This is a genomic window from Aeromonas sp. Y311-2 (genome assembly GCF_027706025.1).
GTDB lineage: Bacteria > Pseudomonadota > Gammaproteobacteria > Enterobacterales > Aeromonadaceae > Aeromonas > Aeromonas veronii.
The window spans coordinates 51,158-68,527 of the sequence record NZ_JAPDCL010000007.1 but is presented as its reverse complement, the minus strand read 5'-3'; the positions used below and the strand labels follow the sequence as shown (position 1 = coordinate 68,527).

Genomic DNA, 17,370 nt, shown 5'->3' with positions numbered 1-17,370 from the left:
CTCCGGCTGGAGGCGATTCGAACGAAAGCTCATCATATCCCGAACCGGGATGGTTGAGAATAATTACTATTTAATTCACTGTGACATGCGATCATCCCCTGATGAATAGGGATTATACGAATTTTCATGCTGCTCACCGGTCAACAGGAAGTGTGACACCTCTTCCCGGGTCTGGCTGAACACCTGTTGCAACTGCTCCAGATCCGTCTCGCTTAGCACCTCGTTTTGCCGCAAGCGCCACTCCAGCTCGCCAGCCACCAATTGCAGACGGGCCGCCGAGATATTGGCAGACACCCCCTTGAGGGTGTGCAGCAGCTTGCTGGCCACCTCGGGCTGCTGACGGCGCAGGGCGGAGCGGATCTCCCACAGATCGTCCTTGTGCTCCGACATGAACAGCTTGAACAGGATCTGCAACGCCTCCTTGTCCTGCTCCAGCCGCTTGAGGGCATCCTGCAGATCGAGGATCCCGATCATATCCGGCGGTTTCACCTCCATGATCCCCGCCTGCTCCACCCCTTGCGGCTTTACCCACTGCAGCAGGTTGTTGTAGAGATCCAGCTTGCTCACCGGCTTGGTGACATAGCCATTCATCCCCACCCCCAGGCAACGCTCCTTGTCACCGGGCATTGCACTGGCGGTGAGGGCAATGATGGGCACATCGTGTTTGTCGACCATCTTGCGGATCTGGCGGGTGGCATCGAGTCCGTCCAGCACCGGCATCTGCAAATCCATCAGGATCACGTCAAAAGGCTGCTCGGCGACCCGCTCCACCGCCTCCCGACCATTGCTGACCACACACACTACCGCATCGACGCGCCGCAGATACTCGATGATGAGCTGCTGATTGACCCGGTTATCTTCCGCCAACAGCACTCGGGTACCCTGCAACAGGGATTTGAAGTGTTGCTGATCCCCCTGTGCCTCTGCCTTGCGCAGGTTGAGTTCGTAGGAGCTGCCGTTAAGCAGCTCGTCCACCTTGGCCAGCAGGGCATTTTCGGTCATCGGTTTGGGCAGAAAATGGGTCAACCCCATGCTGTCCATCCTAGCGTGTAGCCCCTCTCTGGCCCAGGCGCTGATCATCAGGATGGGGATCCGCCGCCACTGGCTGTGCTGATACATCTCCAGCGCCAGATCGAGCCCATCCTCCTGACCCATGCGCCAGTCGAGGATCGCCAACCGCAGATTCGGTCCCTCTTCACGGAGCAGTTGACGGGCACGGGAAAGGGAGTTGACCGGCAGCACCCGCACACCAGCCCGAGTCAGAATGTCCCGGGCCAGATCCAGCACCAGTTCGTTGTCATCCATCACCATCACCAGCGGCTGGTTCTCGAAGAATACTTTCCGTCCAGCCACGCCGTAGACCGCCTGCGCCATCGGGATATCGAACTTGAACAGAGAGCCGACGCCAGGCTTGCTCTCTACGGTGATCCGCCCCCCCATCAGCTCCACCAGCCGCTGGGAGATGTTGAGCCCAAGACCCGAGCCGCCATATTTGCGGGTATTGCCCGCCTCCAGCTGGGTAAACGCCTGAAACAGTTGGGTCTGCTTCTCTTCGGCAATGCCGATGCCGGTATCGCGCACACTGAAGCGGATCCGCATTGGGTGAGGATTGGCCAGCTCGATGCAGACTTCGACTTCACCGCGTTCGGTAAACTTGATGGCGTTGTTCACCAGATTGACCAGTACTTGCCCCAATCGTAGGGGATCTCCACGCAAGAAGACCGGTACCTCCGGTGACTTGCGAATAACCACCTCCACGTGCTTGCGCTCCGCCAGATCGGCAAACATGCCCGCCAGCGAATCGAGCTGCTCGCTGAGATCGAAGTCGATCTCCTCCAACGTCAGCTTGCCGGACTCCACCTTGGTCAAATCAAGGATGTCGTTGATCAGCAGCAGCAGGGTATCGGATGAGGATTTGATCTTGCCCAGATAGTCCCGCTGTTGTTGATCCAGTTCAGTCTGCAGTGCCAGCGAGCTAAAACCTATGATGGCATTCATGGGGGTGCGGATCTCGTGGCTCATGTTGGCCAGAAAATCGCTTTTGGCCTGGGCCAGCAAGCCGGTCTGGCGCGACAGTTCGCTCAGCTTCTGGTTACGGCGCCACAGGGTGAAGGCCACCAGCGCAAAGCAGATCAAAGCTCCGCACAGCACCATCAGATAAAAGCGATTCATCAAAGAGGAGGCGCGCTCCAGCTTGTCGAGTTTCCAGCGCACCAAACTCTCGATCACATGCATGTCGATGAGCTGGTAACGCAAGGTGTGATAGGCCATCACCTGCTGGCTCATCTCCTTGCTCAGGCGGATCAGGGTCGCGATCTCCGGCAAGTTGCCATAACGGGATTGCAACTGCTGTTGCAGCAGATCCAGCGTAGTCTGTTCACGTTTGTCCCAACTGCGCTGCAGATAGTTGCTCAGTTGCGCCAGCTCCTCCAGGTCGCGATGAAGCGCACTGTCTGACGGGCTTATCCCCCGCACCTTTTGAATCTGGGCCTGCAGGGGCGCATTGAGATACTCGATAGCCATCTCAATGGCATGAAGCCTGGCCAGCGCCATCAGATAGGTGTCCATGTCCTCAAGCAGTGCCTGGGAGAGATCGTCTTGCACCAGCTCGGGATCGCTTCTGACTTCCCGTACAAAACCGTCAAGGGTGATGGATAACTGGTTCAGGCGCTGCTGGACATTGCTGTCATTGGCCTGCTCCCGCCCAAGCAGATAGACGGTATCGGCGTTGATCCGGTTCAGTACCACCTCGGCCGCGTCGTTCAGGTCGTGGGCCTGTTGCTGCTGACTGAGCGACTGCCAGCAGTAGCCCGAAAAGGCGAGCAGCAAGGCAACGATCAGCCCTGGCACAGCACGGTTTTTCCGTGATCCTTTATTCATCCCGTCTCGACTCTCATCTGGTGGTCGCTGAATTATCCGGTCAGGCAATGAACCCTGGGGGAATTATCCACTCCCGCTGGGCACTGTGTTACCGTTATTGCTCTGATATTTCGCTATTGTTTCGCGATTGCTTCATTCTGGCTTCTCATCATATCCCCGGCCAGAGCTGATTTAGAAGGAACCAATTATGTCATTTATCACTACTTATTGTAGCCACTGCTTTACCAGGAACCGCCTGCCCGTTACCCATATCGATACATCTGCCAAATGCGGGCGCTGCAAAGCCCTCCTGTTCAGCCAGACCCCTTGCCTCGGGAAGGCGGATAACTTCGATACCCTGATCAACTCAGATATCCCGGTCGTGGTCGATTTCTGGGCCAGCTGGTGCGGCCCCTGCCAGCAGTTTGCTCCGGTATTTCATGAGGTTGCCCATGAACTCGAACCACGGATGCGCTTTGCCAAAGTCGATACCGAGCAACAGAGCACCATTGCCGCCCGTTACGCCATTCGCAGCATCCCCACCCTGATGGTCTTCAAACAGGGCAAACTGGTGAACCAGATAAATGGATCCTTGCCCAAGAACATGTTCAAGCAGTGGCTGGAACAGTTCATGGATGTTTGATTTATATTTCGCACATGTTTTATTTATGTGTTCATTTCCTCATTTTTATCAATGAGTATGTGAGTAGAGGCTGATTTTCAACATGTGAGTCTGTTTCAAACAAGTGAATGGATGTAATCTCGGCAACACAAAAACAACCATAAATTAACCGAGAGAACATTATGCACACATCAGCTGTACCCTCTGCTCCATCTCGCTGGCTGGACATCAAATCAGGGATCGTCATCCTGGATGTTTTGCTACTTTGTGCCATGCTCGCCTGGCTCCCGTTTGACCCCATGGTCAACAAGGGGCTGGGCATTCTGGTCTTTATCGCCATCCTCTGGCTGACCGAAGCACTGCACGTCACCATCACCGCGCTGCTGGTACCCCTGCTGGCTACCGTGCTCGGGGTGTTTGACATGAGCAAATCCCTCACCGATTTTGCCAACCCGATCCTGTTCCTCTTTTTTGGCGGTTTCGCCCTCGCGGCAGCCCTCTCCAAACAGGGACTGGATACCCTGATGGCAGGCAAGGTGATGCACCTGGCCAATGGTCATCTGGGTTGGGGCGTCATCCTGCTCTTTACCATCACAGCCGCCATGTCGATGTGGATCAGCAACACCGCTACCACCGCCATGATGCTGCCACTGGCGATCGGTATGCTGGCACGCCTCGATAGCAAAAAAGAGCGCGCCACCTTCGTCTTCGTATTGCTGGGGATCGCCTACAGCGCCAGTATCGGCGGCATCGGTACCCTGGTGGGTAGCCCACCCAACGCCATCGCAGCCGCCCAGATGGGGATTGGCTTCACTGACTGGATGAAATTCGGTGTTCCAGTAGTGCTGATCCTGATGCCCTGCGGCATTGCCCTGCTCTATCTGGTAACCCGCCCGCGTCTCAGCCACCGCGTCGAGATCCAGGATGTCACCATCAACTGGACCCGCGAGCGTAAAGTGACGCTGGCAATCTTCCTGACCACAGTTGTGCTCTGGATCGGCTCACAACCCATCTCCAACGCCTTTGGCGGTATTCCGCAACTCGATACCCTGATTGCCATGGGCGCCATCGTAGCCATCGTGGTTAGCCGTGTCGCCAGCTGGGATGACGTCAACCAGAACACCGACTGGGGCGTGCTGATGCTGTTTGGCGGCGGTCTGACCCTGAGCGCCATTCTCAAGGCCACCGGTACCAGTGCCTTCCTGGCCAGCCATCTGTCGGCCGTGCTCTCCAACGCTAACATTTTTGTCGTGTTGCTTATGCTGGCCGCCTTCGTGGTATTCCTGACCGAACTGGTCTCCAACACCGCCACCGCCGCACTGTTGGTTCCCCTGTTTGCCGGTGTCGCCGAGGCGCTTGGTGTATCACCTGTGGTGATGTCTGTGTTAATCGCTATCGGTGCCTCCTGTGCCTTTATGCTGCCAGTCGCCACGCCGCCAAATGCCATCGTCTTCGCCAGTGGCCACATCCGCCAAAGGGAGATGATGAAAGCCGGTATGGCTCTGAACGTGGTCTTTACCGTGCTGCTCGCCCTGCTGGCCTACTTCGTTGGCGATATCCTCTGATCCAACTCCCCCCAATAAACAAAAACCCCCGCATTGCGGGGGTTTTCTCATTTATGAATCCGATTAGCCGATGCTGCAGGCCTTCAGATCCCAGATCCGATCCACATAGTCCTGAATAGAGCGGTCGGAGTTGAACTTGCCCATGGTGGCCGAGTTGATGATGGCCTTCTTCGCCCACAGTGCCGGATCCCGATACCAGGTATCGATCAGCTTGTGTGCATCCGAGTAGGACTGGAAGTCCGCCAGGGTCAGGTAAGGGTCTCCCCCTTCCAGCAAGGAGCGCTTGATGGAGGCCAGCTCACCCGGACGACCAGGCGTGAAGTAGTCGGTATCAAACCAGTCCAGCACGGCTTTGAGCTCGGAGTTGGCATAGTAGAAGTCGTACGGGTTGTAACCGCGCGCCTTCAGCGACTTCACTTCGTCCACGTTCAGACCGAAGATGGCACAGTTTTCGGCACCCGCCTCTTCAGCGATCTCGATGTTGGCTCCATCCAGCGTCCCGATGGTGATTGCACCGTTGAGTGCCATCTTCATGTTGCCGGTACCGGATGCTTCGTAACCTGCAGTGGAAATCTGCTCGGAGACATCTGCCGCCGGGATCAGCTTCTCGGCCAGACTCACGCGATAGTTCGGCATGAACACCACTTTCAGCTTGCCCTGGATACGAGCATCGTTATTGACCCGATCCGCCAGCTTGTTGATGGCATAGATGATGTCTTTGGCCAGCTTGTAACCGGGCGCCGCTTTGGAGCCGAAGATAAACACGCGTGGGTGCATGTCATAGTCCGGGTTGGCCAGCAGACGACGATAGAGTGCCATGATGTGAATGAGGTTCAGCTGCTGGCGCTTGTACTCGTGCAGACGCTTGATCTGAACGTCAAAGATCGCCTCGGCACTGACATCGATACCGGTTTCGTCTTTTATGACCTTGACCAGCTTCTCTTTGTTGTGACGCTTGATGGTCATGAACTGCTGCTGGAACGCCTTGTCGTCGGCAAACTTCACCACGCCACGCAGTTTGTCCAGTTGCAGCGGCCACTCCTTGCCCACTACTTCGTTGTAGAGGCCAGCCAGTTCCGGGTTGCACGCCAGCAGCCAGCGACGCGGGGTCACCCCGTTGGTCACGTTGCACATTTTTTCCGGCCACAGCTCGGCATACTCGGGGAAGAGATCTTCCTTCACCAGCTTGGAGTGGATCTCGGCCACACCGTTCACTTTGGACGAACCGATCACGCACAGGTTGCCCATGCGAACCTTGCGCACATCTCCCTCTTCGATGATGGAGAGCTTGGCCTTGATGGCATCGTTGCCCGGCCACTTGGGCTCCACCAACTCGTTCAGGAAGCGGGCGTTGATCTCGTAAATCACCTCCAGATGGCGAGGCAGTACTTTCTCGAACAGGCTGACCGACCACTTCTCCAGCGCTTCCGGCAGCAGAGTGTGGTTGGTGTAAGAGAATACCTGATAGCAGATAGCCCAAGCGGCATCCCAGTTCAGATCTTCCTCGTCAACCAGCACCCGCATCAGTTCCGGGATGGCGACAGTCGGGTGAGTATCGTTGAGCTGAATGGCAATTTGCGCGGCAAAGTTGCTGAAGTCACTGCCATGGACCCGCTTGTAGCGGCGCATGATGTCCTTGATGGAGCAAGCACAGAAGAAGTACTGCTGGATCAGACGCAGCTCTTTACCTGCATCGGTCTCATCGTTCGGATACAGCACCTTGGAGATGGTCTCGGCCTGGGCTTTCTCAGCCTGGGAGTCAATGTAACCACCGGCGTTGAACACGTTCCAGTCGAAAAACTCGGAGGCGCGGGATTCCCACAAACGCAGGATGTTGACGGTGTGACCGCCAAAACCGACCACCGGAATATCCCAAGGCACCCCTTTAATCTTGCGACCGGCGTGCCATACCTTCTTCAGGCCGCCATTGTCACCAAACACGGTCTCGACGTAGCCATAGAGCGGCACTTCTTGCACCGACTCGGGGCGGCAGATCTCCCAGGGGTTGCCATATTCACGCCAGGAGTCCGGACGCTCGATCTGGCGGCCATCCTGGATTTCCTGACGGAACAGACCGTGTTCGTAGTGGATACCGTAACCAACCGCCGGATAGTTCAGAGTGGCCAGCGAGTCGATAAAGCAGGCAGCCAGACGACCCAGGCCGCCGTTGCCAAGTGCCATGTCCGGCTCTTGTTCGCACAGGTCGGTCAGTTCCAGACCGAGTTCGCCCAGCGCCTCTTCGCAAGTCTTGTAGAGGGAGAGGTTGTGCAGGTTGTTAGAAGTCAATCGTCCCATCAGGAATTCAGCAGAGAGATAGTGAATCGCACGAGTATCTTTCTTGAAATGAGTCTGCTGAGTGCGGGTCAGGCGCTCGTACACCTGTTCATTGACAGCCGCAGCAGTGGCTTTCCACCACGCTTCGGGAGAGGCTTTCTGTTCGCTTGTTCCCAAGGTAGAACGCAGGTGACGCACGATACTCGCCTTGAGCTGATCTTTATCCAGTTGGAGATCCTGGTCTGTCTTCTTCTTGGTAGCCATAAACCATATTCCTTCGTTACAAATAAAATTGTTATCCCGCTTGCGGGACCGGCGCTGTTGTTATCTCAAAATATGTACCGGCGTGAGAATACTAACTAAAGCGGCAGAATTAAAAGTTAACGCAAGTCACACTTTAACCGATAAAAACAGCCTGAAAAGCTTGAAAACCCTTTCCTTAAATTGATCGCACAAAAACAAACATTCCCTTTATTATCATAAACTTAATGAAACAATAAAAATATTCTGGCATGAATAGGTTTTCAGAGATTGCCAAGCCTTGAAAATCCCTGAAAATAGGCAGCAAGACGGCACATTGAAACCGGTTTCAATGTGCCTGAAAAATTACCGTATAAATATGAAGCAATCATTGCACCCTTAAAGATGTGCCTTGAACTGATTACTCAATGGATCGTAATGGTACCCAATCTGATCCAGACGTCCTGCCAACTGCTCTTCACTCATATCGTAATAGGCCAGCAGCTCCTCCAACCCGTCACACTCAAGCCTTAGCTTCTCATTGATGATGCCCAGCAAGATGTTGGCATCAAGACGTTGCAAGGTACTGATATCCATGGCGGCACCTCCTGTAAATGACCTGTATAACCATGGGCGGTTACGCAAGGTTTGTCCATAGTACGAAAAACACCCAACCAGCTTTATATTAAATAGTGTTTAAAAACATAACCTTACTAACGACACATGCCAACACCATCACATTTTTCAGCAAAAACACCTTGTCACTGCCACAGGATAGAACTACTGTATGCACATACAGCTTGGATATTCATACAGGAAGCCCATATATGAACCAGCCCCTGCACTCACTGCCCTTTGCGATGAATCGTGTCATGAGCAAGCCCTGGCCAACCAGAACCGCCTGCAAAGCGGAGTTGGCTCATTATGGTGTGACTATCCAGTCTGATGATCAGTTTCTGAGCGAGCTGACAAAGCTTGGGGAGGCTCATACCGGCTGGATCTTGTTGATCGCCCCGCCGGGACGCCCCACAGTCAGCCGTCTGGAAGAGCGAGGTATCGATCCCAAGAGAGTGCTGGTGGTACATAGCCCCAAAATCAAGAACTGGCAGCAAACCCTGGAGCGCAGTCTGGGCAATGGTCACTGCGCCGCCGTATTTACCTGGCTACCCGAGCAGATCGAGCTGGATCACGTCAAGCTGCAGCGACTGGGACAGCAATCTGGCGTACTCACCCGCTTCTTTGGCGCGAAACGGACTAACCTCGGCACACCTCTGCTGGCCTATGCAGAGCAAGATATCTATCTCAATCATTAAGACAAAAAACGAACGCCTACGCAGGCTCTCCCGCGGGTCGCAGTGACAGAAGGGCGCAAACAATATGTGACCAGCGGCTTTATTTGAAAGACAAGCGTGCAACAGCCTGACGGTAGGCATCGGAGATCATTTGACCCTGCTTGCTGCAAGCAGACAAACATCAAAAGATGTAACGGATAAAGAAGCAGAAAATAAAACCTGAACTGGACAATCATGCAGCCCAAGTATTCAAACCTGCGGGACTTCCTGCCCACCAGCGAACCCGTTTGAGTAATATGATGAGGCTAAAAGTCATTGCATTCATTTGAGCTGATCACGACAATTTGCCCACCGGAGTGACCCTCTCCTTGAAATACCGGGTAACAAGGGGTATAACCACGCGTTTTATCAGGTGTAATAAGTGAGCGGTATGATGCAAACCCCCTTTTGGCAGACCAAGAGTCTGCAGCAGATGACTGAATCCGAATGGGAATCCCTCTGCGATGGTTGCGGAAAATGCTGCCTCAACAAGCTGATCGATGAAGATACCGACGAACTGGTTTTCACCAATGTCGCCTGCAATTTGCTTAACACCAAGACCTGTCAGTGCTCTGATTACGCCAATCGTTTCAAAAAAGAGCCTGACTGTCTGCAGATCACCCATGACAAGATCGCCGAATATGACTGGCTCCCCTCAACCTGCGCATATCGCCTGCTGTCTGAAGGTGACGCTCTTCCAGAGTGGCATCCTCTGCTGACCGGCAGTCGTTCCGCTATGCATCAGGCTGGTCAATCCGTCCGTGGCAAAGTCATTCACGAGGATCAGGCGGGTGAATGGATCGATCACATCATCACCTGGGCCAGCTGACACGCTCAACCCGCTATTCTCCAGAGGCAAGGGCTGCACAATGTGCAGCCCTTGTTGTTTCTGTAAGCAGGGTTTGTAGCTTCACACATATCTGGCTGGCTAAACCAGACCCCCTCCCAGCTGCGCATTGAGAGAGATAGAGGCAGAGGCAGAGGCAGAGGCAGAGGCAGAGGCAGAGGCAGAGGCAGAGAATGATTCCATAGTCACAGGCTTATGGGTATTGCTTGATACCCGCGATGGCGCCTCTGTTCACCCCTTAAACCTGATCAGCTGTTCCACGAGCCATAGCAACACTGATGCAATGGCAGGCAGAGCAACCGCCTATCCCCTTAGAGCGCGAATAAAGCATAATCGCATTACAGACGGTGCCTAGGTCAATCCTGGTGAGCCCCTCCCCTTGATCCTCTTCAAATCCCCAGTAATAACTGTTGTGGTTGCGATGGAACTGGGGGCGATTCACAGGGGATGATTACTCCCCCTGAATCGCACGCATAAAAAAACCGGCGCCTTGGCGCCGGTTTTTGCTCACTATCTCTCGATTACAGAGAAGCAGTGAAGGTACGGGTGATGACGTCTTGCTGTTGCTCTTTGGTCAAAGAGTTGAAGCGAACGGCATAACCGGATACGCGGATGGTCAACTGCGGATATTTCTCCGGGTTTTCCATGGCGTCCAGCAGCATTTCACGGTTCATCACGTTAACGTTCAGGTGCTGACCACCCTCTACGTTGGATTCGTGGTGGAAGTAACCGTCCATCAGGCCAGCCAGGTTGGCTTTCTGGGCTTCCATATCTTTACCCAGTGCGTTCGGAACGATGGAGAAGGTATAGGAGATACCATCTTTAGCGTAAGCGAACGGCAGCTTGGCTACGGAAGTCAGGGAAGCAACAGCACCTTTCTGGTCACGACCGTGCATCGGGTTTGCACCCGGGCCGAACGGAGCACCAGCACGACGGCCATCCGGGGTGTTACCGGTCTTCTTGCCATATACCACGTTGGAGGTGATGGTCAGAACAGACTGGGTAGCAACAGCACCACGGTAGGTGTTCAGCTTCTGAATCTTCTTCATGAAGCGCTCAACCAGGTCACAGGCGATATCATCGACGCGAGCGTCGTTGTTACCGAACTGCGGGTATTCGCCTTCGATTTCGAAGTCGATAGCAACGCCATCTTCGTCACGAATCGGCTTGACCTTGGCGTACTTGATGGCAGACAGGGAGTCAGCGGCTACGGACAGACCCGCGATACCACACGCCATGGTGCGATATACGTCACGGTCGTGCAGCGCCATCAGAGAGGCTTCGTAGCTGTACTTGTCGTGCATGTAGTGGATGATGTTCAGCGCAGCAACGTATTGCTTGGCCAGCCAATCCATGAAGTGGTCCAGACGATCCATTACGTCGTTGTAGTCGAGGTACTCAGACTTGACCATCTCGGTTTTCGGACCGACCTGGATCTTGAGCTTCTCGTCCATACCACCGTTGATTGCATACAGCATGGTCTTGGCCAGGTTGGCACGAGCACCGAAGAACTGCATCTGCTTACCAACGATCATCGGGGATACACAGCAAGCGATGGCGTAGTCATCGTTGTTGAAATCCGGACGCATCAGATCGTCGTTCTCGTACTGAACGGAAGAGGTCTCGATGGATACCTTGGCACAGTACTTCTTGAAACCGACCGGCAGCTTCTCGGACCACAGGATGGTCAAGTTCGGCTCAGGGGACGGGCCCATGGTGTACAGGGTGTTCAGCATACGGAAGCTGTTCTTGGTGACCAGAGTACGGCCATCAACGCCCATACCAGCCAGGGTCTCGGTCGCCCACATCGGGTCGCCGGAGAACAGTGAATCGTATTCCGGAGTACGCAGGAAGCGAACCATACGCAGCTTCATGACCATGTGGTCCATCAGCTCCTGGGCTTCTTGCTCGGTGATCAGGCCTTTCTGCAGGTCACGCTCGATGTAGATGTCCAGGAAGCTGGAGGTACGACCGAAGGACATGGCTGCACCGTTCTGGGACTTGACTGCCGCCAGGTAGGCGAAGTAGGTCCACTGTACGGCTTCTTTAGCGTTCTTGGCCGGTACGGAGATATCGCAACCGTACTTGGCAGCCATCACCTTCATCTGTGCCAGGGCACGGTGCTGCTCGGAGATCTCTTCGCGCAGACGGATGGTGGCTTCCAGGTTGACGCCGTTTTCCAGGTCAGCTTGCAGGGACTTGAACTGGGCCAGTTTGTCGGCCATCAGGAAGTCAACACCGTACAGAGCAACACGACGGTAGTCACCGATGATACGGCCACGGCCGTAGGCATCCGGCAGACCGGTGATAACACCAGACTTGCGGCAGTTCAGGATGTCTTTGGTGTAAACGTCAAACACGCCCTGGTTGTGAGTCTTGCGGTATTCAGTGAAGATCTTCTCGACCATCGGGTCCAGTTGACGACCGTACACTTCGCAAGAAGTTTTAACCATCTTGATACCGCCGTTGGCGATGATGGCGCGCTTCAGCGGCTTGTCAGTCTGCAGACCAACGATCTGCTCCAGGCTCTGATCGATATAACCGGCATCGTGTGCGGTAATGGTGGAGGGCAGGTCAGTATCAAAATCAACCGGCGCATGAGTGCGGTTCTCGATTTTGATCCCTTCCATGACCTTGTCCCACAGCTTGGTGGTCGCTTCGGTCGCGCCAGCCAGGAAGGACTCGTCACCTTCATACGGGGTGTAGTTCTTCTGGATGAAGTCACGGGTGTTGACAGAGGTCTGCCATTCACCGGCCGCGAAGCCTTCCCATGCTTTTTGGAACTGTTCGTTAAGTTCTGCCATTTTTCATTACCTCACACGGTATTGATGTAGTATCCCGCAATCATCCTTAATGATGACGACGGAAGATAAACCAGTAAGTCAGACCAACCATCACGCCACCACCGATGATATTGCCGATGGTCACGGGGATGAGGTTGTGTAGGACGAAGTTGGATACGGTCAGGTCAGCAAAGGTTGCCGGATCCTGGCCGATGGCCTGCCAAAATTCCGGACTAGCCACGCTGTGGATAGCGATACCAACCGGAATCATAAACATGTTTGCGATGCTGTGCTCGAAACCTGAGGCAACGAACATGGCAACCGGCAGCAGCATAACCACTACCTTGTCAGTCGCGCTGCGGGCACCAAAGGCCATCCAGGCAGCAAGACATACCATCAGGTTACAGAGGATACCCAGCGCCACCGCTTCAAAGAAGGTGTGGTGAATTTTGTGTTGGGCCACTTTGAGGGCGTTAAGGCCCCACTGGCCGTCTGCTGCCGTGTACTCGGCAGAAACGATGATCAGCGCCACCATCAGCAGACCGCCAATCAGGTTGCCGAAGTAGACCAGACCCCAGTTCTTGAGCAGCTGAGCCCAGCTGATGCGATTGGCAGCCTTGGCCACCAGTGTCAGGGTGGTGGAGGTGAACAGCTCGGCACCGAGCAGCACACAGAGAATAAGTCCGAGAGAGAAGCAGAGACCGCCCACCAACTTGGCCATACCCCAAGGCATGGTACCGGTTCCGGTCGTCACTGTGATGTAGAAGATAAATGCGATGGCGATGAAAGCGCCTGCGGTAATGGCCAGTGGAATGACCTTGTATGCCGGCTTGGTAGCCTTGGCATAGGTGATGTCTTCAGCCAGTGCAGCGATGGCTTCGGGCTTGAGACAATCGAATGGAGATTCAGCTTTCAATTATTTTCTACCTGAATGTTTTGCCTGTTGAAATCATAACAAAGGGCCAAATAGCCAAAATTGACATTGATCAAGTTTATCAGAGTGCGATTGTAATTTTACTACAAATATTTTAGTGCGATGGCTACGCCACTTTACACCAGGTATCAGCTGAAACAGAAATATCACATTTTTAATGCAATGATTTTAAAGAATTTATTCTAGAGCATGGAAATGTGGCATTGGCAAGATATCTTTGCAGATCGACAGCACATCCCCTGCCCTGCCATCAACCCCCTTAGGGGTATTTTTTGTTTTTTATTTCATCTTTGAATAACAATCCCGTGCCTTGCCGCACGATAAACAGAAGGGGCCACACGGCCCCTTCCTTTACAGCAACAATCACGCCCAGTGATGGGCTCGCTTGGCCTTCTGCAGCTTCTCGTAGGCCGCCAGCAGCTTCTGGTGCAGCGGGAACTGGGAGAGCGACAGGTCGGCCGCCTCCAGACCGTGGAAGCGAGCTTCGCCACTGGCGTTGGCCCATGCCTGTGCCAGCGTCTCTTCACCATACATGCGGGTGAAGACGGCGCGATACTGCTCCGGATCCCGCTCCTCGTCGAGGAACAACTCGACGCAGGCACGCAGGGCGCGGTAGTAGCTGGCACGCTCGGCAGTAAACACCGACTGGTTGAACTCCATGGTCCAGTCGATGAGATCCAGTGCGGTCTCCAGCTCACCGGCGGCCAGCGCCAGCATGGCTTTCAGCTCGCCAACGCGCAGGGTGTGCAGCGCGGTACCCTTGGCAGCGGCGATGCCCAGCAGCTCGCGTACACGGGTACGCTCGTCGTGCCCCTCTTCATCCAGTTGATCAAACAACGCCATGTACTGCTCGGCATCCCAATCAAGTGATGGCAGTGCCAGGATCACTTCGCGCAGGTTGGCGCCCATGTTGTTGTTGGCCAGCAGCAGATCTTCGGCCGGATAGATGTCGGACATGCCCGGCACCAGAATGCGGCAGGCGTAGACACCCAGATGCTCGTAGTCGGCGATATAGACCGGCTGTTCCAGCTCGTGGAAGATGCCGATCAGGTGCTCAAACTCCTCCTGCGAGGTGCCACGGAAATCCCAGTCGGCAAACTCGAAGTCCGCATCCTGCTTGAACAGGTCCCAGCTGATAAGGCCGGAGGAGTCGATGAAGTGGGTCTCGAGGTTGTGGTGATCCGCCACCTGTTCGTTATCGAATGACGGTGGCACGAATACGTCGAGCTCCTTGAGACCGCGGCCCTGCAGCAACTCGGTGACGGTCCGCTCGAAGGCCACTTCGAAGCGCGGGTGGGCGCCGAAGGAGGCAAAGCAGGTGCCATTGCTCGGGTTGAGCAGCACCACGCAGATGACCGGATAACGGCCACCGAGGGAGGCATCGAAGCTGTAAATGGGGAAGCCTTCCGCTTCGAGGGCGGCGATGGAGGCGGCAATCCCCGGATAACGGGCAATCACCTCGTCCGGGATCAGCGGCAAGCTGATGGCCTCGGCGATGATCTTGTTCTTCACGTGGCGCTCGAACACCTCGGAGAGCGCCTGGGTGCGCGCTTCGGTCTTGGTGTTGCCAGCGCTCATGCCGTTGGAGACATAGAGGTTGCCGATGATGTTCATCGGGATGTAGACGGTCTCGTGATCGGACTGACGCTCGAACGGCAGGGCGACGATACCGCGCTCTTCGTTGTTTGACTGCAGATCCACCAGCATGTCGGCGGTCACTTCACCGTCCGGGTTGTAGAACTTGCGAGTGAAGCTGTCGAGCAGACCGGCCGGGAACTGGTCACCCTCGATGGGGAACCACTTTTCGTTCGGGTAGTGAACGAAATCGCCGTTGGCGACCTGCTCGCCCAGATAGAAGTCGGCGAAGAAGTAGTTGGTGGAGAGACGCTCGAAATATTCGCCAAGGGCAGACGCGAGGGCCGCCTTCTTGCTGGCACCCTTGCCGTTGGTGAAGCAGAGGGCGCACTCTTTGTCGCGAATATGCACCGACCAGACGTTCGGCACGGGGTTGAGCCAGGAGGCCTCTTCAATATCAAAGCCCAAGGCTTGCAGCTTGGTCTGGAAGCGTTCGATGGAGTCTTCCAGCGCCGCGTCCTTGCCGGGAATAAAAGTGTGGTCAGTCATCACGATATCCTGATTTTTATTGGCTCATGTTCGGCCGCAGATAATAGCAGGGGTCGGCGGCTTTGGCAGGACAAAAATCAGCAAACAGGGATGAGTCGCACGGTGAGAAACCGGCTTGCCCCCTCTCCCCCACCACAAACAGCGCGGGCCCGGGGATTGCCCGGGCCCGCTGGTTACGCGACGCGATACATCGTCAGAGCTGCTTGCCCTGGCTCGCAATCACCTGGCTGTACCAGTGGAAGCTCGCTTTCTTGATCCGGCGAAGGGATCCCCCCTGCTCGTCACGCTCCACATAGACGAAGCCGTAACGCTTCTGGTAGCCGTTGAGCCAGCTCAGGATGTCGGTGAACGACCAGGCGCAGTAGCCGAGCAATTCCACCCCATCCTGCATCGCCTCCTGGCACGCCTTGACGTGGCTGCGCAGGTAATCGATGCGGTACTCATCGTTCACCTTGTCGCCCGCCTCCAGCTTGTCGAACTCGCCAAGACCGTTCTCGGTGATCATCAGCGGCAGGCCATAGCGGGAAGAGAGGCGACGCAGGGCGATGCGCATACCAGTCGGGTCGATGGCCCAATCCCAGTTGCTGGTCTCAAGGTGCGGATTGGGCGCTGTCTTGTAGAGGCCGGGGATGCCGCTCGATGGCGTAGTGCCTTTCTTGCCGGTGGTGTTGATCCGCTGCAGGGTCTGACCGCCCAAGGGGTTATCAGTGTAGGTCAGGGTGTAGTAGTAGTTGACGCCGATGTAGTCGGGCGTCCCCTCGCGCAGCAGCTCCATATCGCCCGGCAGGATCTCGGGTGCCTCGCCGTTTTCCCGCAAGTAAGCGAGCGCCGCCTGCGGATAGCGGCCAAAGCAGTAGGCATCCAGCCACCAGAGGTTGTTGAACTCCTCGGCGTTCTCATAGGCCAGCATATCTTTCGGATCGCACGACGCCGGATAGGCAGGGGAGTAGGCAAAGCTCGGGCCGATGAGGCCATTTGGCACATGCTGGCGAAACGCCTTGATCACCCGGGCATTGGCCAGAAACGCGATGTGGTTGGCGGCAAAGAAGCGCTTGCGATCCTGCACGGCCGGCGGATGGGTGCCGAGCTGATAGGCGTTGGTCAGGTTGTAGTTCTGCTCGTTGAGAGAGACCCAGTACTTCACCTTGCCGGCAAAGCGCTGATAGAGGGTCACGCAGTAGCGCTCGAAATCCTCGATAATGCGTCGGTCTTCCCAACCGCCGTACTCATCCTGCAGCGCCTGCGGCAGATCCCAGTGATAAAGGGTCAGCACCGGTTCGATCTGGTGGGCCAAGAGGGTGTCGATCAGCTTCTCGTAGAAGGCCAGCCCCGCCTCGTTCACCTCCCCCCGACCGGTGGGATAGATGCGCGGCCAGCTCACCGAGAAGCGGTAAGCCTTGAGCCCCATCTCGGCCATCAGCGCCACGTCCTCTTCCATGCGGTGGTAGTGATCCACCGCCACATCGCCGTTGCTCCCCTCAAAGGTCTTGCCCGGCAGCTTGGTGAAGAGATCCCACACCGAGGGCCCCTTGCCATCGGCATTCCAGCCCCCCTCCACCTGATAGGCGGCGGAGGCGGCGCCCCACAGAAAATCGCTCGGGAAGTCGTTGAACTTGTGGTGATGCATCTGGTGTTGCTCCTTCTGCGCTGATGGTGTCAACCATCTCTGATAACTCGGCGCCCCCTGTCTGGGCACCCGAAATGAATTGGCATAAGCATCCAACACTTCTAAAATTCCGTCCAATGACATATATGACCACTCAACATTCCCAACAGGAATGAAAGGAGCCC

11 protein-coding genes are annotated in these 17,370 nt (G+C 55.4%); 4 read left to right on the top strand and 7 right to left on the bottom strand.

Annotated features, from left to right (window positions below):
- Positions 1-75 precede the first annotated feature (75 nt).
- Positions 76-2,880 (bottom strand): hybrid sensor histidine kinase/response regulator, encoded by a 2,805-nt coding sequence (locus OKC42_RS08875; RefSeq protein WP_129503902.1) that lies wholly within the window; start codon positions 2,878-2,880, stop codon positions 76-78.
- A gap of 187 nt (positions 2,881-3,067) precedes the next feature.
- On the opposite strand from OKC42_RS08875, the gene trxC reads away from it, so the two are divergent.
- Entirely contained in the window at positions 3,068-3,502 is a 435-nt protein-coding gene (trxC, locus tag OKC42_RS08870) for a thioredoxin TrxC (RefSeq protein ID WP_123172917.1), read from the top strand.
- 161 nt (positions 3,503-3,663) lie between these two features.
- Entirely contained in the window at positions 3,664-5,046 is a 1,383-nt protein-coding gene (locus OKC42_RS08865) for an SLC13 family permease (RefSeq protein ID WP_005333606.1), read from the top strand.
- A gap of 63 nt (positions 5,047-5,109) precedes the next feature.
- Here OKC42_RS08865 and OKC42_RS08860 read toward each other — a convergent pair whose 3' ends face one another.
- Together OKC42_RS08860 and OKC42_RS08855 are read right to left on the bottom strand one after the other, a co-directional pair.
- Positions 5,110-7,584 (bottom strand): glycogen/starch/alpha-glucan phosphorylase, encoded by a 2,475-nt coding sequence (locus tag OKC42_RS08860; protein ID WP_270819499.1) that lies wholly within the window; start codon positions 7,582-7,584, stop codon positions 5,110-5,112.
- Between the two features lie 375 nt (positions 7,585-7,959).
- Positions 7,960-8,157 (bottom strand): DUF4250 domain-containing protein, encoded by a 198-nt coding sequence (locus OKC42_RS08855; RefSeq protein WP_005333612.1) that lies wholly within the window; start codon positions 8,155-8,157, stop codon positions 7,960-7,962.
- A gap of 230 nt (positions 8,158-8,387) precedes the next feature.
- On the opposite strand from OKC42_RS08855, the gene OKC42_RS08850 reads away from it, so the two are divergent.
- Together OKC42_RS08850 and OKC42_RS08845 are read left to right on the top strand one after the other, a co-directional pair.
- Positions 8,388-8,873, top strand: a complete 486-nt coding sequence (locus OKC42_RS08850) for a cell division inhibitor (RefSeq protein WP_005333614.1) — start codon at positions 8,388-8,390, stop codon at positions 8,871-8,873.
- A gap of 412 nt (positions 8,874-9,285) precedes the next feature.
- Complete coding sequence (locus OKC42_RS08845) at positions 9,286-9,720, top strand: YcgN family cysteine cluster protein (RefSeq protein ID WP_164979952.1); 435 nt, start codon at positions 9,286-9,288, stop codon at positions 9,718-9,720.
- Positions 9,721-10,259: 539 nt separating this feature from the next.
- On the opposite strand, the gene pflB is transcribed toward OKC42_RS08845, so the two are convergent.
- The 4 genes from pflB to OKC42_RS08825 all read right to left on the bottom strand — a co-directional run bounded on the left by pflB (position 10,260) and on the right by OKC42_RS08825 (position 17,206).
- Entirely contained in the window at positions 10,260-12,542 is a 2,283-nt protein-coding gene (pflB, locus tag OKC42_RS08840) for a formate C-acetyltransferase (RefSeq protein ID WP_005352571.1), read from the bottom strand.
- A gap of 46 nt (positions 12,543-12,588) precedes the next feature.
- Positions 12,589-13,437, bottom strand: a complete 849-nt coding sequence (gene focA, locus OKC42_RS08835) for a formate transporter FocA (RefSeq protein WP_258720672.1) — start codon at positions 13,435-13,437, stop codon at positions 12,589-12,591.
- 381 nt (positions 13,438-13,818) lie between these two features.
- Complete coding sequence (gene ycaO, locus OKC42_RS08830; protein WP_270658731.1) at positions 13,819-15,579, bottom strand: 30S ribosomal protein S12 methylthiotransferase accessory factor YcaO; 1,761 nt, start codon at positions 15,577-15,579, stop codon at positions 13,819-13,821.
- 193 nt (positions 15,580-15,772) lie between these two features.
- A complete protein-coding gene (locus OKC42_RS08825) occupies positions 15,773-17,206 on the bottom strand; it encodes a glycoside hydrolase family 1 protein (RefSeq protein ID WP_021231363.1) in 1,434 nt (477 codons plus the stop codon).
- Positions 17,207-17,370 lie beyond the last annotated feature (164 nt).